Annotated in this window: 23 protein-coding genes and 2 tRNA genes; 13 read left to right on the top strand and 12 right to left on the bottom strand. The window is 49.4% G+C overall.

Annotation, left to right across the window (positions count from 1 at the left end):
* The first annotated feature begins 23 nt into the window (after nucleotides 1-23).
* The 8 genes from ydiJ to sufE all read left to right on the top strand — a co-directional run bounded on the left by ydiJ (nucleotide 24) and on the right by sufE (nucleotide 9,420).
* Nucleotides 24-3,080 carry a D-2-hydroxyglutarate dehydrogenase YdiJ gene (gene ydiJ / locus A9B99_RS05995; protein ID WP_064595654.1) on the top strand — a complete coding sequence of 1,019 codons (3,057 nt, stop codon included), beginning with the start codon at nucleotides 24-26 and terminating at the stop codon, nucleotides 3,078-3,080.
* Complete coding sequence (gene menI, locus A9B99_RS05990) at nucleotides 3,077-3,487, top strand: 1,4-dihydroxy-2-naphthoyl-CoA hydrolase (protein ID WP_064595652.1); 411 nt, start codon at nucleotides 3,077-3,079, stop codon at nucleotides 3,485-3,487. Before ydiJ ends, menI begins: the two co-directional genes overlap by 4 nt.
* A gap of 389 nt (nucleotides 3,488-3,876) precedes the next feature.
* Nucleotides 3,877-4,254, top strand: a complete 378-nt coding sequence (gene sufA, locus A9B99_RS05985) for a Fe-S cluster assembly scaffold SufA (RefSeq protein ID WP_064595650.1) — start codon at nucleotides 3,877-3,879, stop codon at nucleotides 4,252-4,254.
* A gap of 2 nt (nucleotides 4,255-4,256) precedes the next feature.
* On the top strand, nucleotides 4,257-5,732 hold the full coding sequence (sufB, locus tag A9B99_RS05980) for a Fe-S cluster assembly protein SufB (RefSeq protein ID WP_064595649.1): 1,476 nt from the start codon (nucleotides 4,257-4,259) through the stop codon (nucleotides 5,730-5,732).
* Between the two features lie 23 nt (nucleotides 5,733-5,755).
* On the top strand, nucleotides 5,756-6,502 hold the full coding sequence (gene sufC, locus A9B99_RS05975) for a Fe-S cluster assembly ATPase SufC (RefSeq protein WP_064595647.1): 747 nt from the start codon (nucleotides 5,756-5,758) through the stop codon (nucleotides 6,500-6,502).
* A complete protein-coding gene (gene sufD / locus A9B99_RS05970; RefSeq protein ID WP_064595645.1) occupies nucleotides 6,477-7,757 on the top strand; it encodes a Fe-S cluster assembly protein SufD in 1,281 nt (426 codons plus the stop codon). Before sufC ends, sufD begins: the two co-directional genes overlap by 26 nt.
* Nucleotides 7,757-8,977: a cysteine desulfurase SufS gene (gene sufS, locus A9B99_RS05965; protein ID WP_064595814.1), complete on the top strand. Its 1,221-nt coding sequence runs from the start codon at nucleotides 7,757-7,759 to the stop codon at nucleotides 8,975-8,977. Before sufD ends, sufS begins: the two co-directional genes overlap by 1 nt.
* 26 nt (nucleotides 8,978-9,003) lie before the next feature.
* The gene (gene sufE / locus A9B99_RS05960) at nucleotides 9,004-9,420 is read left to right on the top strand and encodes a cysteine desulfuration protein SufE (protein WP_064595643.1); all 417 of its coding nucleotides are present in this window, start codon (nucleotides 9,004-9,006) and stop codon (nucleotides 9,418-9,420) included.
* 465 nt (nucleotides 9,421-9,885) lie between these two features.
* On the opposite strand, the gene lpp is transcribed toward sufE, so the two are convergent.
* The 5 genes from lpp to mdtK form a co-directional block, all read right to left on the bottom strand.
* Nucleotides 9,886-10,122, bottom strand: a complete 237-nt coding sequence (gene lpp / locus A9B99_RS05955) for a murein lipoprotein Lpp (RefSeq protein WP_036108615.1) — start codon at nucleotides 10,120-10,122, stop codon at nucleotides 9,886-9,888.
* Nucleotides 10,123-10,427: 305 nt separating this feature from the next.
* Entirely contained in the window at nucleotides 10,428-11,840 is a 1,413-nt protein-coding gene (gene pykF / locus A9B99_RS05950) for a pyruvate kinase PykF (RefSeq protein ID WP_064595642.1), read from the bottom strand.
* Between the two features lie 615 nt (nucleotides 11,841-12,455).
* Nucleotides 12,456-12,532 (bottom strand) — tRNA-Val (locus A9B99_RS05945).
* 13 nt (nucleotides 12,533-12,545) lie between these two features.
* Nucleotides 12,546-12,622, bottom strand: a tRNA-Val gene (locus tag A9B99_RS05940).
* 150 nt (nucleotides 12,623-12,772) lie between these two features.
* Nucleotides 12,773-14,146, bottom strand: coding sequence for an MdtK family multidrug efflux MATE transporter (mdtK, locus tag A9B99_RS05935; RefSeq protein WP_064595640.1), 1,374 nt, complete (start codon nucleotides 14,144-14,146; stop codon nucleotides 12,773-12,775).
* Nucleotides 14,147-14,373: 227 nt separating this feature from the next.
* Here mdtK and A9B99_RS05930 point away from each other — a divergent pair, with 227 nt between their 5' ends.
* Nucleotides 14,374-15,030, top strand: coding sequence for a riboflavin synthase (locus tag A9B99_RS05930; RefSeq protein ID WP_064595638.1), 657 nt, complete (start codon nucleotides 14,374-14,376; stop codon nucleotides 15,028-15,030).
* 122 nt (nucleotides 15,031-15,152) lie between these two features.
* On the opposite strand, the gene cfa is transcribed toward A9B99_RS05930, so the two are convergent.
* Together cfa and punC are read right to left on the bottom strand one after the other, a co-directional pair.
* Nucleotides 15,153-16,301 (bottom strand): cyclopropane fatty acyl phospholipid synthase, encoded by a 1,149-nt coding sequence (cfa, locus tag A9B99_RS05925; protein ID WP_064595636.1) that lies wholly within the window; start codon nucleotides 16,299-16,301, stop codon nucleotides 15,153-15,155.
* 280 nt (nucleotides 16,302-16,581) lie between these two features.
* On the bottom strand, nucleotides 16,582-17,772 hold the full coding sequence (punC, locus tag A9B99_RS05920; protein ID WP_064595634.1) for a purine nucleoside transporter PunC: 1,191 nt from the start codon (nucleotides 17,770-17,772) through the stop codon (nucleotides 16,582-16,584).
* Between the two features lie 107 nt (nucleotides 17,773-17,879).
* Between punC and punR the strand changes: the two genes are divergently transcribed.
* Entirely contained in the window at nucleotides 17,880-18,809 is a 930-nt protein-coding gene (punR, locus tag A9B99_RS05915; RefSeq protein WP_064595632.1) for a DNA-binding transcriptional activator PunR, read from the top strand.
* On the opposite strand, the gene purR is transcribed toward punR, so the two are convergent.
* Nucleotides 18,806-19,831 (bottom strand): HTH-type transcriptional repressor PurR, encoded by a 1,026-nt coding sequence (gene purR, locus A9B99_RS05910; protein ID WP_064595630.1) that lies wholly within the window; start codon nucleotides 19,829-19,831, stop codon nucleotides 18,806-18,808. The two genes, punR and purR, sit on opposite strands and share 4 nt — an antisense overlap.
* A 292-nt stretch (nucleotides 19,832-20,123) precedes the next feature.
* Between purR and cydH the strand changes: the two genes are divergently transcribed.
* Nucleotides 20,124-20,213 carry a cytochrome bd-I oxidase subunit CydH gene (gene cydH, locus A9B99_RS23780; RefSeq protein ID WP_036108633.1) on the top strand — a complete coding sequence of 30 codons (90 nt, stop codon included), beginning with the start codon at nucleotides 20,124-20,126 and terminating at the stop codon, nucleotides 20,211-20,213.
* A gap of 253 nt (nucleotides 20,214-20,466) precedes the next feature.
* Nucleotides 20,467-21,633, top strand: a complete 1,167-nt coding sequence (locus tag A9B99_RS05905) for an MFS transporter (protein WP_064595629.1) — start codon at nucleotides 20,467-20,469, stop codon at nucleotides 21,631-21,633.
* Between the two features lie 64 nt (nucleotides 21,634-21,697).
* Here the strand turns inward: A9B99_RS05905 and sodB are convergent, their stop codons facing one another.
* Together sodB and A9B99_RS05895 are read right to left on the bottom strand one after the other, a co-directional pair.
* Nucleotides 21,698-22,279, bottom strand: a complete 582-nt coding sequence (gene sodB / locus A9B99_RS05900; protein WP_036108636.1) for a superoxide dismutase [Fe] — start codon at nucleotides 22,277-22,279, stop codon at nucleotides 21,698-21,700.
* 121 nt (nucleotides 22,280-22,400) lie between these two features.
* Entirely contained in the window at nucleotides 22,401-23,240 is an 840-nt protein-coding gene (locus tag A9B99_RS05895; RefSeq protein WP_064595627.1) for a C40 family peptidase, read from the bottom strand.
* Nucleotides 23,241-23,570: 330 nt separating this feature from the next.
* Here A9B99_RS05895 and A9B99_RS05890 point away from each other — a divergent pair, with 330 nt between their 5' ends.
* Complete coding sequence (locus tag A9B99_RS05890; protein WP_064595625.1) at nucleotides 23,571-23,915, top strand: Grx4 family monothiol glutaredoxin; 345 nt, start codon at nucleotides 23,571-23,573, stop codon at nucleotides 23,913-23,915.
* A gap of 85 nt (nucleotides 23,916-24,000) precedes the next feature.
* Here the strand turns inward: A9B99_RS05890 and rnt are convergent, their stop codons facing one another.
* Nucleotides 24,001-24,666, bottom strand: coding sequence for a ribonuclease T (gene rnt, locus A9B99_RS05885; RefSeq protein WP_064595623.1), 666 nt, complete (start codon nucleotides 24,664-24,666; stop codon nucleotides 24,001-24,003).
* A gap of 257 nt (nucleotides 24,667-24,923) precedes the next feature.
* Nucleotides 24,924-25,334, bottom strand: a complete 411-nt coding sequence (gene gloA, locus A9B99_RS05880) for a lactoylglutathione lyase (RefSeq protein WP_036108645.1) — start codon at nucleotides 25,332-25,334, stop codon at nucleotides 24,924-24,926.
* Between the last annotated feature and the right edge of the window lie 64 nt (nucleotides 25,335-25,398).

Genomic DNA, 25,398 nt, shown 5'->3' with positions numbered 1-25,398 from the left:
TTGTCAGACAGAGTCAAGTGCGAATGATCCCACAAATTTCTCAGGCACCAGGTTTAGTGCAGCTGGTTGTGAATTTTTTAGAAGCACTGGAGCAACAGGGTTTTACCGGCGATACCGCTACAAGTTATGCTGATCGCCTTACAATGGCGACCGATAACAGCATTTATCAGCTACTCCCGGATGCCATTCTTTTTCCTCGTTCCACCGCCGATGTGGCATTGGTTACCCGCATTGCCAGTGAAGAACGTTTTGCAAGCCTGGTTTTCACCCCGCGCGGTGGTGGCACGGGTACCAATGGACAGGCACTGAACCACGGCATAATTGTCGACATGTCGCGGTACATGAACCGTATTATTGAGATTAACCCGGAAGAAGGTTGGGTCAGAGTTGAGGCCGGGGTAATAAAAGATCAACTTAATCAGTTTCTGAAACCTTACGGCTATTTTTTTGCACCGGAACTGTCAACCAGTAACCGGGCAACACTCGGGGGCATGATTAATACCGACGCTTCCGGCCAGGGTTCACTGGTCTATGGCAAAACCTCTGATCATGTATTAGGTGTCAGAGCTGTTCTGTTAGGGGGGGATATTCTTGATACCCGTCCAATGCCCGTATCTTTGGCTGAATCACTGGCTGAGGAAACAACCGTAACGGGGCGCATCTACAATACTGTGCTGAATCAGTGCCGTAATCAGCGTGAATTGATCCTCGAAAAATTTCCTAAGCTCAACCGTTTCCTCACTGGGTATGACTTGCGTCATGTATTCAGCGATGATATGCAACAGTTCGACCTGACACGCATCCTGACCGGTTCAGAAGGTACGCTGGCATTTATCACTGAAGCCAAACTGGATATCACGCCCATTCCCAAAGTGCGCCGCCTGGTGAACGTGAAGTATGACAGTTTCGATTCAGCGCTGCGCAGTGCCCCTGTCATGGTCGAAGCCAGTGCTTTATCGGTTGAAACCGTTGATTCGCGGGTACTCAACCTCGCCCGTGAAGATATTATCTGGCATTCAGTGAGCGAGTTGATTACTGATGTACCGGATAAAACGTTGCTCGGCCTGAACATTGTGGAATTTGCCGGCGATGACGAAGCTCTGATAGAAAACCAGGTAAGTGAATTATGTGAACGGCTGGATGGCCTGATTGCCCGTGGGGAGTCAGGTGTTATTGGCTGGCAATTATGCAGTGAATTACCCGGTATTGAGCGTATTTACGCGATGCGGAAAAAAGCGGTTGGCTTGCTGGGCAATGCTAAAGGCGCTGCAAAACCTATTCCATTTGCAGAAGATACCTGCGTGCCACCAGAACACCTTGCCGACTATATTGTGGAGTTCCGCGCTTTGCTCGACAGCCATAATTTGAGTTATGGCATGTTTGGCCATGTGGATGCCGGGGTACTGCATGTCCGCCCTGCACTGGATATGTGCGACCCGCAACAGGAAGTGCTGATGAAGCAAATCTCTGATGACGTGGTGGCGCTTACCGCCAAATATGGCGGGTTGTTGTGGGGGGAGCATGGTAAAGGCTTCCGTGCGGAGTACAGCCCGGCGTTCTTTGGGGATGAACTCTACAATGAATTGCGGCGTATCAAAGCGGCGTTTGACCCAGGTAACCGCCTGAATCCGGGGAAGATTTGCCCACCGTTGGGTGTGGATGCGCCGATGATGAAAGTGGATGCGCCTAAGCGTGGCACTCTTGACCGCCAGATCCCTGTCGCAGTTCGTCAGTCATGGCGTGGGGCGATGGAGTGCAATGGTAATGGCCTGTGCTTCAACTTTGATGCGAAAAGCCCGATGTGCCCGTCAATGAAAGTCAGCCAGCACCGGATCCATTCACCAAAAGGGCGTGCAACCCTGGTACGTGAATGGTTGCGCTTACTGGCCGACAGAGGTGTAGACCCGAACAAACTGGAAAAAGCGTTGCCGGGTGGGCACAGTAGTTTACGTAATTTGGTGGAGCGTGTACGTCACACCTGGCATGCGCACAAGGGAGAGTACGATTTTTCACATGAAGTGAAAGAAGCCATGTCCGGGTGCCTGGCCTGTAAAGCCTGCTCCACCCAATGCCCGATTAAAATAGATGTTCCTGAATTTCGTTCACGCTTCCTGCAACTTTACCACACGCGCTATCTGCGCCCGGTTAGGGATCACCTGGTTGCCAGTGTGGAAAGCTATGCGCCGTTAATGGCTCGGGCACCCAAAACATTTAACTTCTTTTTACGTCAGAACTGGGTACGGGATCTGACGGCAAAACATATTGGCATGGTTGACCTGCCGTTATTATCGACCCCCACACTGCAGCAACAACTGGTGGGGCATCGTTCTGCCAATATGACACTGGAACAGCTTGAATGCTTGCCAGCAGAAGAGCGGGAAAAAACGGTGCTGATAGTCCAGGATCCATTCACCAGTTATTATGATGCGCGTGTCGTGGCGGATTTTGTCAGTCTGGTGGATAAACTGGGCTATAAACCGGTAGTGCTGCCTTTCTCCCCAAATGGTAAAGCGCAGCACATCAAAGGGTTCCTGGCGCGTTTTGCCCGGACTGCGCAGAAAACATCAGAGTTTCTCAACCGCATTGCAGAGCTCGGTATGCCAATGGTGGGTGTGGATCCGGCGCTTGTGTTGACGTATCGCGATGAATACCGCCAGACACTGGGCGATGCCCGTGGCGATTTTTCTGTGCTGTTGGTGCATGAATGGTTGTCTCAGTCACTGGAAAAACTCAGCACTCGTGAGCTCGCGGGAGAGGCATGGTACCTGTTTGGTCATTGCACTGAAGTGACGGCACTGCCTGCGTCGACCAGTCAATGGGCGGGGATTTTCAGGCACTTTGGTGCCCGTCTGGAAGGCGTCAGCGTCGGGTGCTGTGGCATGGCGGGCACTTATGGCCATGAACAGAAAAATCACCAAAAATCCCTCGATATCTATGCGCTTTCCTGGCAACAGGCAATTGAACGTCTGCCACGCCAGCGTTGCCTGGCCACAGGCTACTCATGCCGCAGCCAGGTAAAACGTATCGAAGGTAGCGGTATGCGCCATCCTGTGCAGGCTCTGTTGGAGATACTTTCATGATTTGGCTGCGAGCAACAACTTTACAAACGCTCAATACCATGGGCGAGGGTAATATGGTTGGGCACCTTGGGATTCGTTTTACCCAGTTGGGTGATGATCATCTCGAAGCTACCATGCCCGTTGATTCGCGTACCCAACAGCCTTTTGGGTTACTGCATGGTGGGGCATCCGTTGTGCTTGCTGAGACCCTCGGCTCGGTGGCCGGGTACTTGTGTACGGAAGGGGAGCATAAGGTGGTGGGGCTTGAAGTTAACGCCAACCATTTGCGTGCTGTCACTCATGGGGAAGTTACAGGGCACTGCAAGGCGGTGCATCTGGGTGGCCGGCACCAGGTCTGGCAGATTGATATCTATAACGATAAAAACCAGCACTGCTGTACTGCACGCCTGACAACCGCAGTCGTCTGATAATACCCGCTATTTATTTAACTGCACCTTGCGTGAAGACATTCACCAGGTGCAGTTTTTGTCTGTCAGTAAACCATGTCTGTTATGTATCAATGCCAGCTAAATCAGGGCCAGCAATAGCGGTTTGCGTGGCCTGTTTGATAAATAGGTATTGCCTATACATGTTTTATTCTCCCCCGGGAAGTACCTTTCTGGAAGCAATAAAAACTTGAGTATCAATTAATTAAAAAACGTAACCGACAACAGGTAGCACGTTTTTTGAGCGTCTATGCTTATTAACAGGTAGCAAAAAATCATAATCCGGCAATACCCTTGGTATCTCAGGGTTGAATCGATAATACGTATCATTAACATTAGCTTTACAAGCTAAACATAGGTTGAGGTGATACATGGCAACAGACTCCGGTTTATTTGACCCCGCCGAAATGAACTGGCAGGGCATAACACTGACAGATGCGGCTGCGCAACAGATAGTGCACTTAGTTGAAGTGACTCCCGGCCTTCAGGGAGTGCGGCTTGGTATCAAAGTGTCGGGCTGTGCGGGTTTTGCTTATGTACTGTCCGGGGTAACGGAGCCACCACCAGACTGTCTGTTGTGCGAGCACGGCCAGGCCAGGCTCTGGGTTGAACTGGCAGCGCTGCCTGTCATCGATGGTACTCATGTGGATTATGTGCGTGAAGGCCTGAATCAGGTGTTTAAATTTCACAACCCCAAAGCACAGCATGAATGTGGATGTGGTGAAAGCTTTGGGGTTGAAGCGGAGTAATTATGGCACGAGACACACAAGCAACAGGCTATTGGCAAGGAAAACTCAATTACAAGGAGGGATTTTTCACACAGTTGCCAACTGATGAACTGGGCAAAGGCCTGAGCGAAGAGGTGGTCAGGGCGATTTCAGCACGGCGTAATGAACCCGACTGGATGCTGGATTTTCGACTGAATGCCTTTCGTGCCTGGCAGAAAATGAAAGAGCCGCACTGGCTCAAAGCCCATTATGACAAACTGAATTACCAGGATTTCAGTTATTACTCAGCACCTTCTTGCGGGCACTGCGATGATAGCTGTGCCTCCGAACCTGGTGCTGTTCAGCAGGCCAGTGGGGAGAATTTCCTAACAGAGGAAGTTGAAGCTGCGTTTAACCAGTTGGGTGTTCCGGTACGGGAAGGCCAGTCAGTGGCGGTTGACGCCATCTTTGACTCGGTATCTGTCGCCACCACTTACCGTGAAACGCTGGCAGAGCAGGGTATTATCTTCTGCTCTTTTGGCGATGCCATCGCGCACCACCCGGAACTGGTGAAACAGTACCTGGGAACGGTGGTTCCGGCCAATGATAACTTCTTTGCGGCACTCAATGCGGCAGTCGCTTCCGATGGCACATTTATATACATACCCAAAGGTGTGCGTTGCCCAATGGAACTCTCCACCTATTTTCGCATTAATGCGGAAAAGACCGGGCAGTTTGAACGAACCATACTGGTTGCCGATGAAGGCAGTTATGTGAGTTACATCGAAGGTTGCTCAGCGCCGGTTCGCGAAAGTTACCAGCTGCATGCGGCTGTAGTGGAAGTCATTATTCTCAAAGACGCCGAAGTGAAGTACTCCACGGTACAAAACTGGTTCCCCGGGGGCAACAATACCGGTGGCATCCTGAATTTTGTTACCAAGCGTGCGCTGTGCGAAGGCCAAAACAGCAAAATGTCATGGACCCAGTCAGAAACGGGCTCAGCAATTACCTGGAAATATCCCAGTTGTATTCTTAAAGGCGACAATGCCATTGGTGAATTTTTCTCGGTGGCTCTGACCAGCGGCCACCAACAGGCGGATACTGGCACCAAAATGATCCATATCGGGAAAAATACCCGTTCGACCATTATTTCAAAAGGGATTTCCGCCGGGCGGAGCCAGAATAGCTACCGTGGTCTGGTGAAAATTATGCCAACAGCCACTAACGCCCGTAATTACACCCAATGCGACTCCATGCTAATTGGCCCTGATTGTGGCGCACATACCTTCCCTTATGTGGAGTGCCGCAATAACAGTGCGCAACTGGAGCATGAAGCCACTACGTCACGTATTGGTGAAGACCAGTTGTTTTATTGCCTGCAAAGAGGAATTAGCGAAGATGATGCTATCTCAATGATTGTGAATGGTTTTTGTAAGGATGTGTTCTCCGAGTTGCCTCTCGAGTTTGCCGTCGAAGCACAAAAATTACTGGCTATCAGCCTTGAACACAGCGTTGGCTAAAACTCAAAGGTAAGGAATAAAGTATGTTGCAAATTAAAGATCTCCATGTGAGCGCAGAAGGGAAAGCGATTCTGCAAGGGCTGAGTTTGTCCATCAGTCCAGGGGAAGTCCATGCCATTATGGGGCCGAATGGTTCAGGCAAGAGTACCTTGTCAGCCACTCTCGCCGGGCGTGAGGATTATGAAGTTACTGAGGGAAGTGTCCTGTTTAAAGGAAAAGACTTATTAGCTCTGTCACCGGAAGAGCGCGCTGGTGAAGGGGTCTTTATGGCTTTCCAGTACCCGGTTGAGATCCCGGGAGTGAGTAACCAGTTCTTCCTGCAAACTGCGCTGAACGCTGTCAGAGAATACCGGGGGCTGGAGAAGCTGGATCGTTTTGATTTCCAGGATTTACTGGAAGAAAAAATTCAGCAACTGGGCATGCCGGAAGATTTGCTCACTCGCCCGGTAAATGTCGGTTTTTCCGGGGGCGAGAAAAAACGTAACGATATTTTGCAAATGGCAGTTCTTTCACCCAGTTTATGCATCCTCGATGAGACTGACTCGGGGCTGGATATTGATGCACTGAAAATTGTCGCGGCAGGTGTTAACGCGCTGCGTGACGGGCAACGCGCCTTCATTATTGTTACCCATTACCAACGGATTCTGGATTACATCAAGCCGGATAAAGTGCATGTGCTCTACCAGGGACGCATCGTCAAATCGGGTGATTTCAGTCTGGTAAAACAACTGGAGGAGCAGGGTTATGGCTGGCTTAGCGAAGGGAAATAATCCACTGCAACAATGGCACCATTTATTCGCCGCCAGTGATAACAGTAAAAACGGTGAAGCACAGGCGCATATGCAGCAGTTATTGCGGGAAGGGTTACCAGACCGCAAACAGGAAAACTGGAAATACACCTCACTGGATGCGCTATCACGTTATGTGTTCGTGCCGCCACAAACAACTCTGCCTGGGCGTGATGTCCGTGACGGGCTGGCATTACCCATGGATGCCGTGTGTGTGGTGCTGGTGAATGGCCGCTATTCGCCGGAGTTAAGTGACGACCCAACAGCCTGTGGCTTCAGGGTACAGTGGCAAAACCATCCGGGTAGTGTACCGGACGCAATACAGCAAGAGATTTTCCTGCACCTGACAGAAAGCATGGCCCCGGGTGTTTTGCACATAGAAGTGCCGCCAGAACGGGTAACTGATAAACCACTGGTGCTGATGAATATCAGTATGAGTAGCGGCAATGACCATGACGCTCTGCCATTTAGCCATACGCGTTGTCACCTTACGCTGGGGAGCAACAGCAAGGCTACGGTAATTGAATACTATGCCAGTCAACATACCCAGGCGCATTTCACGGGGGCGCGTCTGAGCATCGTTGCCGGTGAAAACAGCGAATTGCACCACGTTAAACTGGGGTTTGAAAACCCACGGGCTTACCACTTCTCCCATAATGACCTCTGGGTGAACCAGGATTGTCGTGTGTTCAGCAATAGCTACTTGTTAGGCGGCCAGCTGGTACGCCATCACACCAGTGGGCGTATCGACGGTGAGAATGCCACAGTGCGGATAAACAGCCTGGCATTACCAGTGGGACGTGAAGTGTGTGACTCCCGGACCTGGCTTGCCCATAACAAGGGCTATGGCAACAGCCGGCAATTGCATAAAACAATTGTGCAGGATACTGCGCGTGCGGTGTTTAACGGGCAGATAACGGTAGCGCCACATGCCATCAAAACCGACGGGCAAATGACCAATAACAATTTGTTACTTGGCCGTCTGGCTGAGGTGGATACCAAACCACAATTAGAAATTTATGCCGATGATGTGAAATGCAGCCATGGAGCCACGGTCGGGCGCATAGATAACGAGCAATTGTTTTATCTGCAAACACGGGGAATAAGCCAGTCTGCAGCCCGGCGCATGATTATTTATGCGTTTGCTGCGGAACTGACCGATGCCATCGCTGATGAATCATTGCGTGGCGTTGTTCTTGAGCGCATTGGGTTGCGGCTGCCGGAAGAGAGGCAATGATGAATGAGAAAATAGCACAGGCGCGGTCTGATTTTCCTGTACTGGCACAGATGGTGAATGATAAACCGCTGGTGTATCTCGACAGTGCGGCAAGCGCACAGAAACCACTATTTGTTATCGAAACCCAGTCCGACTTTGAGCAGCACCACTATGCGGCAGTACATCGGGGCATACATACCCTTAGCGCAGAGGCCACGTCGCGCGTTGAGGCTGTACGCCAGCAGGTGGCCGATTTCATCCACGCTCAGAGCGCCAGTGAAATTGTATTCACCAGCGGAACAACAGAAGGGATTAACCTTGTGGCAAACAGCTGGGGCAACCAGCATGTCAGTACTGGCGACAATATCATTATTAGTGAGATGGAACATCACGCCAATATCGTGCCCTGGCAAATGCTGTGTGAGCGCACAGGCGCCTCTGTGCGCGTAATTCCTCTTAATAGTGATGGAACCCTCCAGATTGATGCGCTGGACACACTCATCGACAGCAGAACGCGCCTGCTGGCTGTTGCTCAGGTTTCAAATGTACTGGGCACCATTGCACCACTTGAAACACTGATAGCTAAAGCAAAGCAGGCGGGAGTGACGGTACTGGTTGATGGCGCACAGGGTGCAGTCCATGGCCCGGTAGATGTTCTGTCGATGGGGTGTGATTTTTATGTATTCTCCGGCCATAAGTTGTACGGGCCATCGGGCACCGGGGTGTTATATGGGCGGGCTGATATTCTGGAATCTATGCCGCCCTGGTCTGGTGGTGGGGCAATGATTGAATCGGTCAGCCTTACGGAGGGGACACGGTATGCCCGTTCGCCGTGGCGCTTTGAAGCTGGAACGCCCAATATTACCGGAATTATTGGCCTGGGTGCGGCAATAGAGTATGTCACCCACCTGGGTATGGACGCTATTCATGACTGGGAGACTGAGCTCATCCACTATGCCATGGAAATGCTGCGAACGGTGCCAGACCTGCGCATCTACGGGCCGGCTGAACGGGAAGGGGTCATTGCATTCAATTTGGGGCAGCACCATGCTTACGATGTTGGCAGTTTTCTGGATAGCTACGGTATTGCCGTGCGTACCGGGCACCACTGTGCCATGCCGCTGATGTCGCATTACCAGGTACCGGCAATGTGCCGGGCATCGTTTGCGCTGTATAACACATGTGAAGAAGTGGATGAGCTGGTTACATCCCTGCACCGTATTCAGCAATTGCTGGGCTGAGCAAGAAGTGCCAATGGAGGCGTTGAGTGGCTGTATTACCTGACAAAGACAAACTGGTTAAAAATTTTTCCCGTTGCGCCAACCGTGAAGAAAGGTACCTGTACATGATTGAACTGGGGCAAAGACTGGATACTTTGCCCGCAGATTTACACTGTAAAGATAACCTGGTTGAAGGCTGCCAGAGCCAGGTATGGCTTGTTCTGGGTGTTACCGAAGAGGGACTGGTCCGTTTTAGGGGCGACAGTGATGCCGCTTTAGTTAAGGGACTGCTGGCTATCGTTTTTTCCCTGTACCAGGGGTTGACGCCAGAAGCGGTGGTGGCATTGGATGTTCGTCCCTGGTTTGAGCGGCTGGATATGGCTCGCCAACTTACACCATCCCGAACCCAGGGGCTGGAAGCTATGATACGTACCATAAAAAGAAAAGCCGGGCAGTTAATGTAACTACCAACAACAGTGTTTAGTGTTTACTTGCCTTAATAAAAATTTAAATACAGAACAGTCTTAATTCTAAAAATTGTCATGGTTCTGATTTTTTATTACCAAAAATTAGGTAGCACGCCTGGCGCTAAAACTTTTTTAAATAACTCAGATAACCGGTAACAACAAAACCAACTCTATATTAATACAAAAGTTTTATGCAAAAATAACTGCTGTAAATATTGACAGTGAAAAATCGGTATTCCTGTCCGAAAAATGGGGCCGGAAAAGTTTGTCAGTCCCGGAGTAAGAGGAATCTTAGATTTCAAAGGCCGGGAGCAGTATCAGGAATCGTTGTGTTTACTGCCTGTGGTATGGAGCTGGTAAACGTAGTGGGGGACACTCAGGGGGACACAACGGGCAGAAGAAGAAAGACTGATTACAAATAAAAATGCCGCACAAAGTGCGGCATTTTCATCACACGGGCTCTTACTTACGGTAAGAGTGAGCCATGTTGTCCAGACGCTGGTTAGCGCGAGCTGCGTCATCTTTAGCAGCCTGAACGTCGGAACGCATTGCGTTCACGTCGTTGCTCAGCTGGTCAACTTTAGCGTTCAGAGTCTGAACGTCAGAAGACAGCTGATCGATTTTAGCATTGCTGGAGCAACCAGCCAGCAGAGTAGAACCCAGGATTACCGCGCCCAGTACCAGTTTAGTACGATTCATTATAAATACCCTCTAGATTGAGTTAATCTCCATGTAGCGCTACAAGTATTACACAAACTTTTTTAGTATGAGAATATTTTTTTGATGGGAATACACCTATTTTTGATCGTTCGCTCAAAGAAGCATCGAATGTACACTTCCAGTTAAAAATTCGCGATTAATTCTGTTCTTTTCATCGGATTAAACTTCCATTAACGGAATTTAAATAGTAAAGGCCTATCGGTATTTTTTTTAAAAGTGTACTGGAAAAATAAAAAAAGGCGCCAGAGGCGCCTTTAACAAAGCATAAACTGCGTAAAATAAATTTAAAGTACATGTACAGAAGCGGTGTTGGTAGTACCGCTTGGTACCAGAGCACCAGAAACCATAACCACAACATCGCCTTTACGTGCTAAGCCGCTGGCCAGTGCTGCTTCTTTACCCTGGCGGTAGAAATCGTCAGTAGAGGCAATTTCAGTGACCTGCTGAGCAATAACACCTTTGCTGAGTACCAACTGGCGAGCAGTCTGCGGGTTAGTTGTCAGCGCCAGAATGGTTGCATTCGGGAAGTATTTACGAACCGATTTAGCGGACTTGCCACCCTGCGTTGCGACAACAATCAGAGGGGCATCCAGTTTCTCAGCCGTTTCCACCGCACCACGGCAAACAGCTTCGGTGATACGCAGTTTACGGCTGTCGTGGTTATCATCAAGGCGGCTGCTCATCACACGGTCAGTGCGTTCGCAAATAGTTGCCATGATAGAAACGGCTTCCAGTGGGTATTTGCCTTTGGCGGATTCGCCAGACAGCATAACGGCATCAGTGCCATCAAGGATTGCGTTAGCCACGTCACCCGCTTCTGCGCGAGTAGGACGCGGGTTCTTGATCATAGAGTCCAGCATTTGCGTTGCAGTGATAACCACTTTGCGTGCGCGGATACATTTTTCGATCATCATTTTCTGAGCGAAAATAACTTCTTCTACCGGGATCTCTACACCCAGGTCGCCACGGGCAACCATAATGCCGTCAGATGCATCAAGGATATCGTCAAAATTGTTCAGGCCTTCCTGGTTTTCAATTTTGGAGATTATCTGAATGTTGTCACCACCATGAGCTTGCAGGTGGGCACGAATTTCTTCAACGTCGGAACGTTTACGAATAAAAGATGCTGCAACGAAGTCAACGCCTTGCTCGCAACCAAAGATCAGGTCCTGTTTATCTTTTTCAGCAAGTGCTGGCAGTGCGATGGAAACACCAGGCAGGTTAACCCCTTTGTTTTCACCCAGGTCACCGTTGTTCAGTACGTTACACACAACACGGTTGCCTTCGATGGCGGTTACTTCCATACCAATCAGGCCATCGTCAACCAGAACGGTATTACCCACAGACAGGTCAGTCGTAAGGCCTTCATAAGTCACAGCAACCATTTCGCTGTTACCAACCACAGTCTTGTCAGTAGTAAACGTGAAAGTCTGGCCCGCTTTCAGAGAAACATCATTGCCGCCTTCCAGTTTCATGGTGCGGATTTCAGGGCCTTTGGTATCCAGCAGGATTGCTGCGTGCTTACCGGTTTTTGCCACGACATTACGCAGGTTTTTGATGCGCTGACCGTGTTCTTCGTAATCTCCGTGAGAGAAGTTCAAACGCATCACATTCATGCCCGCTTCGAGCATTTTAGTCAGCATTTCTTCAGATTCGGTTTTTGGGCCGATAGTACAAACGATTTTGGTCTTTTTCATGACAATCTTATCTGTAAGTTGAGAAGGTTGAGGAATTGTTCTCCAGCCGCCGGTTGATAGCAGCCAGAGCGGAAATCAGAATTACAGTGTTGCGACACCACCCGAAAGTTAAGGATAGGTGACGAAAGAAAAGCGTGCAGAATTAAGTGTGCTTGAGTTTCAGGCTGTGGAGGCGAGTAAGGGCAATTTTGCAGAAAGAAACTGTCCAATTTGCTGAAACCATTCAAAACCAATGATAGCCGCTATTATAATCCTAAATCCCAGAAGAATGAAAATAAAAACGGTGTTTCATAGGGAATTCAGGCACAGTTACAATGATTTGTTATCATCAGGTTAGTTTTGTTTTATGCGCTATGAGAAGAAAGGGGGAAGCAGGCTGAAAGGTGCACAACAAGAGGGCTGAAGAACCATGATCTGTATCACTGACAGAAAAAGTATTCAAAATAGCTGTTTTATACATTTACTTGCCTGAAATGGGCATTTCTTACTTCTTTTAACAAAAAAGATGTCTTGTCACCAGCCAGAAAAAACACGGAGAGTACAAACAATATGTGCGACTGAAGAGGTGAATCAACTGGGAGAAAATACAGAACTGACGAAGAGTATTATTTAGAATGGTGCGTCCGAGTGGACTCGAACCACCGACCCCCACCATGTCAAGGTGGTGCTCTAACCAACTGAGCTACGGACGCACAAAAGTAAGAATGGTGCGTTCAATTGGACTCGAACCAACGACCCCCACCATGTCAAGGTGGTGCTCTAACCAACTGAGCTATGAACGCATCACAGTGCCTTACAGCGGGACGCATATTAACGGCAGTGCCGTTTGGTGACAAGAGAAAAATAACAATTTTCTTTTTCCATTCACGCAATTGCTGGACAAGTGTGCAGAACGATGCAAAAACAGCCACCAGCACAGGGTGGCTGTTTGATTAGTGAGCTGCCCGGTGCAGAATGCGCTCAGCGGGTTGTTTTTGCAGGAAGCGCATCCGTATCATCATTAATATGGCGGCGGACGTTAACCCCAGGATAAACCCGGTCCAGAAGCCTGCTGGCCCCATCGGTGCAACGATAATATCTGTGAGTGCCAGCAGGTAGCCCGACGGCAGGCCAATAACCCAGTAGGCAATAAAAGTAATGTAGAAGATGGAGCGGGTATCTTTGTAACCACGCAGTATCCCGCTGCCAATAACCTGTATTGAATCCGAAATCTGGTATATTGCAGCCAGCAACATAAGATGTGCCGCCAGTGCCACAACGGCAGGGTTTTCGTTATACAGCGTGGCAATGTGATACCGGAAACTGACGGTAAACACCGCGGTAACAGCTGCCATACAAACACCAAGCAGCAGCCCGGATAATGCGGAAATTTTAGCTGCGGGTGTGGAGCCTTCCCCAAGGCGAAAACCGACCCGAATCGTGACAGCTGCGCCAAGAGACATGGGTAATACAAACATCAGTGAGCTGAAATTCAGGGCAATCTGGTGGCCTGCCACATTAACAATACCCAGAGGCGCAACCAGCAAAGCCACTACGGCAAATAATGTCACTTCGAAGAACAAGGCCAGGGCAATAGGCAGGCCGAGTTGCACCAGGCGCCATATCAATTTCCAGTCCGGGCCGGGAGAAATCTCCACCGCATAAATATCGCGCAGGCTGCGTGCCCGATGCGACCACCATAACATACATCCGAACATCACCCAGAACACCATCGCGGTGGCGACGCCACAGCCCACACCGCCCAGTTCAGGGAAACCGAAATGCCCATAAATGAACAAATAGTTAACCGGAATGTTGACCAGTAGCCCAATAAACCCCATTACCATGCCAGGTTTAGTTTTTGCCAGCCCCTCACACTGGTTACGCACGACCTGGAAAAAGAGGTAGCCAGGAGCCCCCCAGAGTAAGGCGTGCAAATAACCAACTGATTTATCCGCCATCGCCGGATCAATATCTTTCATGGCATGGATGATATAGCCTGCGTTCCACAACACGGCCATTATCAACACGGAAACAATACCCGCCAGCCAGAACCCCTGGCGTACCTGGGTCGCTACCTTGTCACGGCGACCGGAACCATTTAGTTGCGCAACAACCGGCGTCAATGCCAGTAACAGCCCATGTCCAAACAGAATTGCGGGGAACCAGATTGAAGTCCCTATCGCAACGGCTGCCATATCCGTGGCACTGTAGCCCCCGGCCATTACGGTATCCACAAAGCCCATTGCAGTTTGGGCGATTTGCGCAAGAATAACCGGAATAGCCAGTGCTAATAACTGACGCGCTTCTGTTAGATACTTCTGCACGAATACACCTATATCTTTTTGTTTTAGGAAAGAATTACATGCCGCCTCACCTGGCAGCAGGGGGATGAAACTGAGGAAATTGCCAGACTATTGTAGCGGGAGTTTACTATTACGCCAGTGAAAAAAATAGTGCCATTAATGGTTAGCTGGCATGCACCAGGGGCACCTGTTATTGTGCTTCTTATTTTGTAAAATTCAGGCGGGGTGAAACCGCTGCAGGAGAGAATATGTTTACGGGTATTGTGCAGGGAATAGCCACCGTAGTGGCTATTGATGAAAAAGAAAACTTTCGTACACACGTTGTAGAGCTGCCGGACGCTATGCTGCCCGGTCTGGAAGAGGGAGCTTCAGTCGCACATAACGGTTGTTGCCTGACAGTAACGGGAATAGACGCCAATCGCGTCAGTTTTGATTTAATGAAAGAGACACTGCGTATCACCAATCTTGGTGACATTACGCCAGGCTCGCTGGTCAATGTCGAGCGTGCGGCAAAATTCAGTGATGAAATTGGTGGGCATTTAATGTCCGGCCATATTATGACTACCGCTGAAGTGGCGAAAATCATCACCTCTGAAAATAACCGCCAGATTTGGTTTAAAATCCAGGATGCTTCCCTGATGAAGTACATTCTGCATAAAGGCTACATCGGTATTGATGGTATCAGTCTGACAGTCGGCGAAGTGACTGCCACCCGCTTTTGCGTACATTTAATTCCGGAAACATTGCAACGCACTACGCTGGGTACGCGTAAACTGGGGCAACGCGTAAATATTGAAATCGACCCACAGACGCAGGCGATTGTAGATACTGTTGAGCGCGTACTGGCAACCCGGGACGCCACTGCCGCCAGCCTGAGCCAGGCACTGGCAGAAAAGCAGGGCTGAGTCGGGTATCCTTGCGCAGGTTTAGCGCGCCTGTTGAGCCTTGTACAGGCGAATAACGCCAGGTTCAAATAAAAAAACCACCTGCGGGTTGCGGGTGGTTTTTTTACATCAGGAACCTTTATTCAGCGCGGAACACGAAGGCCATTTTCAATGCCGCGGCTAAAGACAACCTGCCACAATTGAATGTCTCGTGCACGAAATGCACCTGCACAGGCGTTCAGATAATAAGTAAACATCCGCTTAAACCGTTCCGAATAATTATCTGCTATTTCTGGCCAGCACGCCAAAAACCGCTGGTACCATGCCATCAGCGTTTTGTCGTAATCTGAGCCGAAATTGTGCCAGTCTTCCATAACAAAATAAGGCTCGCTGGCCTGAGCGATATGTTTTACTGATGGCAGACAACCGTTGGGGAAAATGTATTTATTTATCCATGGGTCAACATTGTTGTCTGTTTTGTTTGAACCAATGGTATGCAGCAGGAAGATCCCTTCAGGCTTCAGACACCGATTGACAACAGCAAAGTAAGTCTCATAATTTTTGGGGCCGACATGCTCAAACATGCCTACAGAAACAATGCGATCAAACTGCATGGCCAGATCACGGTAGTCTTGCAGCAATATTGTGACATCCAGCCCTTCACAACGCGCCTGTGCAAGTTTTTGCTGTTCAGCTGAAATTGTTACACCGTATACCGACACACCGTAATTTTTTGCTGCAAATGCCGCAAGCCCACCCCAGCCGCAACCAATATCCAGCAAGGTCATTCCCGGCTTGAGCTGCAGTTTTTCGCAGATCATTCTCAGTTTATCCTGTTGTGCAGTTTCCAGGTCAGTGGCTTTTTTCCAGTAGCCACAGGAATATTGCATAAAAGGATCGAGCATTCTGGTGAAGAGGTCATTACCCAGGTCGTAATGCTCTTTACCAACAATCCAGGCTCGTTTACGGTTTTGCAGATTAAACAGGCGGGCGGACAGAATACGCAACGTATCTTTAAAATGATGGGGGAGTTGGTTTTCCAGACCATTTCTGAGCACTTTAGTGAAAAACAGGTCAAGACGGTCGCAATCCCACCAGCCGTCCATATAACTCTCACCTAATCCCAAAGAACCTTGCTGCAATATGCGTTTAAAAAAATCAGGATTTTTTACCTGGATGTCCGCAGGACTATTACCATTTATCGCGACACCCGCATGTGACAGCAATTCACTGACAATGCGGAACCATTCATTATCTTTTATCGCGGTTTCTTCTATACACGATGAACTCATAGTTTCTCCATCACCTGACTGTGAGCAGACACTAAAAAAGCGTAGTCGCTAATTTGACATTGTGAGTTGTCTCACAGCAAAAAAAACATAAGCCCGGAACCGGACGCGATATAAAAGCAGGTGGTCGCCTGATGACAGGCCATCTGAAAACGGGAGTCGGGGCCCCCGAAAGAAAGAATGCAGGCCCGGTATCCCGAGCCTCATATCAGTATATGCCGCGTAACAATGTGATTCAATAGAAAATTGTTAGCAAGCTAATTACAAAAAAATGACATTATCGCTAACGTGTGGAGCGGACGGGATGAGGGTTTTTGGCAACGGCTATTGCCTGTAACTGGTAGCCTACCCAGGCAGGAACCAGGGTGCTTAACATAATGCTGGTTGTGGCAATCAGCGGTGTGGATACCATCATGGAAACCAGCAGGCTTGCCAGAAAACAAAGCCCCAGTTGCAGCGTGTTTTGTAATGCGGCTGCCCGCCCGGCAGCCTGAGGAAACGGCTGCAGGGCCTGTGCCACGACAACAGGATAAATTGCACCGTTTGCCAGCGCCATCAGGCAGAAGGGTACCAACAGGCTGACCAAAGAAGGCGATGTGGTCAGTGACACACCAAAAACAGTGGCAACACTCACGGTAAATATCCCCAGCATCCAGGGTAACATTTGCCGCCCTTGCCACTTTTTCAGTGCACTACGGCAACCAAAACCGCCCAGCAAAAAAGCCAGTGTTTGTGGTACATAGCTCAGTCCTATTGCCTCAGGCCCGAACCCCATTTGGTGAAGAATAAAGGGGGAACCTGTGAGCCAGGCAAAAAAACTGGCTGAGCAGGCCGCATATATGATGACATTGCCGCAGTACCCTTGATGACGCAACAAAGAGGAGTAAAGGGTGGGTTGAGAATGCGCTGTACGTTGTGGGCGTTGTGCACTGGTGTAATGCCTGAGGGGTAAAATCAGCAGAAGTGTAATGAATAACAGACAGGCGAATATTGCCTGCCAGGTAAAATGGCGCAGTATCCAGCTACCGGCAAGAGGAGCCAGTGCCGGGGAAAGCGCAACCAAAGGCATAATGGTGGCAAAGACGCGATTAGCCTGTTGCCCGGAGAAACGGTCAGTAACCAGTGCCTGCCAACTTACTGTTGCGCAACATACCCCAACGGCCTGCATAAACCGCAAAACCAGAAATGCTGTTGGTGAAGTGACGAAAAAAATCCCGGCACAACTCAGTGCAAAAATCACCAGCCCGGTCAACAAAACAGGGCGGCGACCAAAATGGTCTGAGAGTGGGCCCCAAATTAACTGGGCCAGAGCGAAACCGGCGAGAAACACACTCAAACTGGCACTGATGGCAGACGGGGGAGCCCCCAGTGAGACCTGAATGGCACTAAACGCTGGCAGGTACATATCGGTTGCCAGAAAGCCCAGCATGCTTAGCCCTGCAAGCCAGGTAATAAAGAGACGGGAGGTACTCATGGTCAATCCTGATATAACAAAATTCGTGGCGTGAGTGTAAAAAGTGCATCCATCTTTGTGAAACGCTAAAATTTGCTTATTCCTTTCAAAATTTTTGCAGGCAGGTTATGTGGTCAGAATATGCACTTGAAGTGGTGGATGCCGTCGCTCGCAATGGCAGTTTTAGCGGCGCTGCCCAGGAGTTACACCGTGTACCTTCGGCAATCAGTTATACAGTGCGACAACTGGAATCCTGGCTGTCGGTCGAACTGTTTGAACGCCGCCATAAAGATGTAGAACTGACTGCCGCTGGCCGGTGTTTTTTACAGGAAGGTCGCAGTGTTATCAAAAAAATGCATGAAACACGCCTGCAGTGCCAGCAGATAGCGAATGGCTGGCGTGGTTCACTGGCTATTGCGGTCGACACCATTGTTCGTCCGGCAAGAACCCGTCAGTTGGTGCAGGATTTTTATCATCAATTCCAGGATGTGGAGTTGCATGTACGGCCGGAAGTGTTCAACGGTGTGTGGGATGCGCTGGCAGATGGGCGGGTCGAACTGGCGATTGGCGCGACACAGGCTGTGCCTGTCGGTGGGCGGTACGGCTTTCGTGATATGGGGAGCATGGCATGGCGTTGTGTGGTCGCTGCATCGCACCCGCTTGCGCAGATGACAGGTTTTATTGGCGATGACGTACTTCGCCAGTGGCCATCTCTGGTTCTGGAAGATACCTCGCGTGAACTGCCTAAAAGGATAACCTGGCAACTCAGTAATCAGCGTCGGATAGTGGTACCCGACTGGCAGTGTGGTTTTGCCTGCCTGAGTGAGGGCATCGGTATCGGCATGGTGCCGGCGCACATGGCACAGCCATTTATTGAACGCGGTGAATGGGTGAGTCTGCGGCTTGAAAATCCTTACCCCGATTCTGCCTGTTGCCTGACATGGCGGCAAAGTGATGCCTCGCCGGCTTTACAGTGGGTGCTGGATTATCTGGGAGATAGCGGCACTCTGAACAGTGAGTGGTTGCGGGAGCCGGGTCAACTCCCGCAGGATGATTAACGGCGATAATCCATGAACGGGCCATCAGCAACAGAACGACGTTCAATAAGGCGGGGATGAACCTCAATAGTCTGAGACTCTTCGCGCTTATTGATAATTCTGTCGAGCAGCATATTAAAAGCCGTCTCGCCGAGAGAATCTTTGGGCTGGTGAACCGTGGTCAGTGCCGGGGTAAAGTAACGCGCGTTGCGCACGTTATCGTAACCAATAATCGAGATATCCTGCGGCACACGCAGCCCCATTTCATCGGCAGCACAGATAGCCCCCATCGCCATTATATCTCCGCCACAAAACACAGCTGTTGGGCGTTGCGGACAGGTAAGGATTTGCTGCATAGCGTTGTAGCCAGACTCGGGTTCGAAATCGCCGTGGACAACCCATGACTCAGGGACATTGATACCGGCTTCGCTCATTGCTTTCATGAAGCCGGAAAGCCGTCCTGAGCCGGTGTTGCGTTCCAGTTGACCTGATATCACGCCAATTTCCCGGTGTCCACGCTCAATTAAATACCGGCCAGCCATGTAACCGCCTTCGAAGGCGTTATCAATGACAGAGTCGGTAAAATCTGCCCGTGCTTCACCCCAGTCCATAACCACCATCGGAATATGGCGGTACTCTTCCAGCATAGACAGCAGTTCCTGGGGATATTCTGAACACATAACCAGCAGGCCATCAACGCGCTTTTGCGCCATCATTGACAGGTAGGCTCGCTGCTTTTCAAAATTATTGTGCGCATTGCCGAGAATCAGTGTGTAGCCTTTGGCAAAACAGCTGTTCTCAACCGCTTCAATAATTTCAGCAAAATAGGGGGCCTCACTGCTCGTGGAAAGCAGACCAATAGATTTTGTGTGGTTCACTTTCAGGCTGCGTGCTACCGCGCTGGGTGAATAGTGCAGTTCTTTAATTGCTGCCCACACCGCATTACGGGTGTCTTCCGCAACAAAACGCGTTTTGTTAATAACGTGTGATACGGTTGTAGTGGAAACGTTTGCGCGTTTCGCGACGTCTTTTATAGTTGCCATTTGATGTCACTCCAGACCATACCCTAAACTCCTGAAATATAATTGGTTAAACGTTTGCCTGGGCTTATCCCTGTAAGCAACGAATTGGGTTGCCAGCATGCCGGGATTGCGACATAAAACGAAAAGGAGGGGATAGTGGCCGGTACGTAATAAGTCAGCGTGCGATTTTGTCTTATATTGAGTAAAAGTGGAAGTGCTAAAGCACATATCAAACTAAATCTTTAAGGATTTTACGGCCAAACTGTGTAAAAATGATCTACACCCACTTTTTACAGGGAATAAGGAATTAATCATGCCAACTGAATTGAGATATTCACTGACTACGACTGTTATTACCTTAGGTCTGATTGTTGCAACGGCGCTGATTGCCATCCTGCATTAAGGCCTGTACTGTTTTTACACAGTTATCGTTGCCCAGGCGGTGGCGTTGTTAGTTTTGTGCCTTACTGACAACTAATACACTATCGCCTGGTTGTTGCGTTTTTCTCCCTTCCTGCCCCACTGATTCTTTACCGTTTAGCAAAACTCTATTATCACTATTGCCACTTTTCAAAATGAAGTGTGACTGACATCATGTTTTCATCTTTTTTGTCTGTGCCTGCGTTGCTTTGCGCTGGCTAAAAATTGAGGTAGTGATGAAAGTCAATTTTCCATTACTCGCTCTCGCAGTAGGCGCTTTTGGGATTGGTACCACTGAGTTTTCACCTATGGGGCTGTTACCTGTTATTGCCGAAGGTGTGCATGTTTCGATTCCCGCAGCCGGGATGCTGATTAGCGCCTATGCTGTTGGGGTAATGATTGGCGCCCCTTTGATGACACTGTTGTTGTCGCGTTATTCACGGCGAAATGCCCTGGTTTTTCTGATGAGTATTTTTACTTTGGGTAATGTGCTCTCTGCTGTGGCTCCGGATTATGGCATGTTGATGTTTGCCCGTGTGATAACCAGCCTGAACCATGGGGCATTTTTTGGCCTGGGGGCTGTGGTGGCTGCCAGTGTTGTCCCCGCGAATAAACAGGCCAGTGCTGTCGCAACGATGTTTATGGGGCTGACGATTGCCAATATCGGTGGGGTGCCGGCGGCAACCTGGCTTGGACAGTATATTGGCTGGCGTATGGCTTTCCTGGGGATTGGTGCGCTGGGGCTGGTAGCCATGTTCAGTTTGTTTATGACAATTCCGGCTGGCATTCAGGGCCACAAGCCTGATGTGGCGAAGGAACTGAAGGTTCTTGTCCGACCTCAGGTACTGGCAGCACTGCTCACAACTGTCCTGGGTGCTGGCGCGATGTTCACGCTGTACACCTACATTGCTCCCGTACTTGAAACTATTACAGGCGCAACACCCGGGTTTGTCACGGCCATGCTGGTGCTTGTCGGTGTTGGCTTTTCTATTGGGAATTATTGGAGTGGGCGGTTAGCGGATAAATCAGTGACAGGCACGCTGATTGGTTTCCTGGTGCTACTGATTACCAGTATGGCACTGGTGCCCTGGGTGGGTAAAAGCTATGCCGGTGCCGCGTTGATGATGATTGTTTGGGGGGCTGCAACATTTGGTGTGGTTCCGCCTTTGCAGATGCGAGTTATGCGTGTTGCCAGTGAAGCTCCGGGCCTTGCTTCATCTGTTAATATCGGCGCTTTTAATCTGGGGAATGCGCTGGGAGCTGCAGCTGGTGGGGGGGTAATAACTGCAGGCCTGGGTTACAGTACGGTACCCGTTATGGGCGCAGTAGTTGCCGCGACAGGGTTGTTACTGGTATTAATTAACCGCCAGGTGGATAACCGTGTTTGTGACACAGTTGACTAATTTCACACTTTTTCGGTCAAAAAAAAAGCGAAGCACGAGCTTCGCTTTTTTATCGTTACCGCGATTATGCAGCGAGATTTTTCGCAACAAATTCCCAGTTTACCAGAGCCCAGAAGTGCTCCAGGTAGTTAGGGCGAGAATTACGGTAGTCAATGTAATAGGCGTGTTCCCACACATCAACAGTCAGTAACGGTGTCGCACCTGCAGTCAGCGGTGTACCGGCGTTAGAGGTGGAAACGATAGCCAGGCTACCATCTGCCTGTTTAACCAGCCAGGTCCAGCCAGAACCAAAGTTCTTAGCTGCGGCATCGTTAAATTTTGCTTTAAAATCAGCAAAGCTACCGAAAGCAGCATTGATGGCATCAGCAATTGCACCAGTCGGTTCGCCACCTGCGTTAGGTGCCAGACAGTTCCAGTAGAAAGTGTGGTTCCAGACCTGAGCTGCATTATTGAACACACCACCTTCAGAAGAGCAGATGATCTCTTCAAGGGACTTGCCTTCGAAAGGGGTACCTTTAACCAGGTTGTTCAGGTTGGTCACGTAAGTTTGATGATGTTTACCGTAGTGGTATTCCAGTGTTTCCACAGAAATGTGCGGTTCAAGCGCATCTTTTGCATACGGTAATGCAGGTAATTCAAATGACATTGCTTCACTCCTTGTTATTGTGTACTTAACAAAAATAACACACTTTATAAGGCTTTATGTTACCAATATAAAACTAGAATAAAAAGAATGCCTTGCCTGCTCCAAAAAAGCAGGCAAGATTTTATCGCAGGGTTTTTGGCGTCATTACCCGGCGCGCACCTACATAATGGCGCTGCCAGTAATCTTCACTCAGGGAGGTTATCTGGATGTCCTGCCCACTACGCGGAGACTGAATAAATTTTCCACCCCCAATGTACACGCCTACGTGGTCTGCACTACCCCGGCCTTCAGTACGAAAGAACACTAAATCGCCACTTTGTAGTTCCCCTCGCTCAACAGGGGCTGCGTCTCTCAGGTGATACATTTCATTGGCGGTACGCGGAATATGGAATTTAACTAAATCTTTGTAGGCATAGTAGACCAAACCGCTGCAGTCAAACCCAGTACGTGGGGAACTGCCTCCCCAATGATAGGGTTTGCCAATCTGATTCATTAGGGTAGATATAGCTGCAGTTTTGGCCCGTAACACTTTCTTATGTGCTGCGGTTGTTAACGGACGTGTTGTTTTTACCTTCACACAATGTTTTTTATGGCCTTTGCGTGCCCGTGAGCACTGCTCTGTCCACACCGTTTCCATTTGAACTTCATTGCGCACCAGGCGAGAAGACCTGCCCTGACGAACCGTGGCCCGGGTATGATTTTTAGCTGTATGTGTGGTGTGCCTGGTGGTTTTTATTACTGGCTTTTTGGCAGAAGCCGAAACACTGTGGGTTTTACGATTAGTGGATTTGGTGCTGTGGGTACTGGTTTTTTTGCTGCTGTGTTTGGGAATAACATTGCTGTGGTGCGCCTTCTGCAAAGCCGAATGGCGGGTATGTTCCGACGCCTGAGTTGAAGGCGTCCATGGCAAGGTTATTAGCAGTGCACAGAACGAAATAGAGAGTTTGCTTATCCGCGCCACTCGTCTGAGTCCCCTGAAAATGCAGGCTGCATGCCTGCCATAAAATGATTAAACCAAAGGATTCTAATATAGATAAGACGATAATGTTAATAATCTTTTTATATTGCCTTGCGCTTTTGTGTTCATGCGCGAAAAAAATAACCAAAATGACGTTTATCTGACCAGTGTTTGACCTGGCGCAGGGTATTCTCTGTTTGAGAAAACTGTTATCCTTAAAGCATGTTTAACGGTTTCGGTATTGTCGGCCAGGTAAGACAGCGCAGACCATGATTTTGTGGCCTGTTTACTGTGACCAGCAATGCCTTCCTGCCGCTTTGAGGAAGTAAGATAATGAGCTCTACAATTGAAAAAATTCAGCGCCAGATAGCTGAAAACCCAATCCTGCTTTATATGAAAGGCTCCCCTAAATTACCAAGTTGCGGCTTTTCCGCACAAGCGGTGCAGGCGTTATCCGCTTGTGGTGAGCGCTTCGCTTATGTTGATATTTTGCAAAACCCGGATATCCGCGCCGAGTTGCCGAAATACGCTAACTGGCCGACATTCCCTCAATTGTGGGTAGAAGGTGAACTGGTTGGCGGTTGCGATATCGTGATTGAAATGTACCAGCGTGGTGAGTTGCAGTCGCTGATTAAAGAAACGGCAGAGCGCCACCGCGAAGACAGCCAGAGCGAGTAATTAATTACCCGCAAATAAAAAGGCGACGCAATGTCGCCTTTTTAATGCCCGTAGTCTGAGAAATGTCGCCAGAGTCTGGAGAACGTTACACCTGCCCGCTCTCTGCTGTATCTTGTGGCAGTACCACAGGCCAGCCACCGAGGCGTTTCCAGCGATTCACGATTTCACAAAACAGTAGGGCTGTTTGTTCAGTATCATACAAGGCGGAGTGCGCCTGAGCGTTATCAAATGCGATGCCTGCAGTCTGACAGGCTTTAGCAAGCACAGTCTGGCCTAACGCCAGGCCGCTGAGTGCAGCGGTATCAAATGTACCAAATGGGTGAAACGGGTTGCGTTTAAGTGAGCTACGTTCTGCCGCCGCCATTAAAAAACTGTGATCAAAATTAGCATTGTGCGCCACGATGATAGCCCGCGAGCACCCCTGTTCCTTGATTCCCTTACGTACCATTTTAAAAATAGCGTGCAGCGCCTCATACTCTGTAACCGCACCGCGCAATGGGTTGTGAGGGTCGATACCTGTGAAAGCCAGTGCTTCCGGGTTAAGAATGGCACCCTCGAACGGCTCGACATGGAAATGCAGAGTCTGGTCAGTTGAAAGCCAGCCTTCTTCATCCATTTTTAACGTGACAGCGGCAATTTCCAGCAGTGCGTCCGTCTGGGCGTTAAAGCCAGCCGTTTCAACATCAATCACAACAGGATAAAAACCACGAAAGCGGTCATTCAGACCGTTTAGTTGAACATTTTCCGACATCAGCGTCTCATTATTGCGGTAAAAGCTGCGCGCATTATGGCAAATTTCAGGAGGGGATGCAGCAGGCGGGCATAAAAAGCCCGCCAGAGTCTGATGACAAACCTCATGTCCGCACAGAAAGAAAGGATGTCACCTAATAAAAAACCAGGAAAATCAATTCATTGATTTTCGGCTGCTAACTAAAAAGAAGGGAAAACCACGTTTTTCCCTTCTTTTTCATCAATCTAAGGCGGGCATAAAAGCCCGCCAGAGAGTGATTACGCGTTGCCCAGGCCTTTGCCTGCATCTTTGGCTTCAATCAGCTCGATTTTATAACCATCCGGATCTTCAACAAATGCGATAACAGTTGTACCGCCTTTTACCGGACCTGCTTCACGGGTGACTTTCCCGCCGTTCTGGCGAATACGCTCACATGCCTGCGCGGCATCATCTACGCTAATGGCGATATGACCAAAAGCGGTACCCATTTCATAACTGTCAACGCCCCAGTTCCAGGTCAGTTCAATAACCGCTTCATCGCTTTCCTGACCATAGCCAACAAATGCCAGGGAGTATTTATATTCCGGATTTTCACTGGTACGCAGGAGCTTCATACCCAGAACTTCAGTATAAAACGCAATAGAGCGCTGGAGATCCCCGACGCGGAGCATAGTGTGGAGTAAGCGCATAATTTTCCTCTTCCGTTAGTGTTACATCAGTTGGTACACAGGGGAATCAAGTATAGCGGCGAAC

This window comes from Mangrovibacter phragmitis (assembly GCF_001655675.1).
In the GTDB taxonomy this organism is placed as follows: Bacteria; Pseudomonadota; Gammaproteobacteria; order Enterobacterales; family Enterobacteriaceae; genus Mangrovibacter; species Mangrovibacter phragmitis.
Note: the sequence above shows the minus strand (reverse complement) of the source record. Positions and strands in the feature narration are given on the sequence as shown.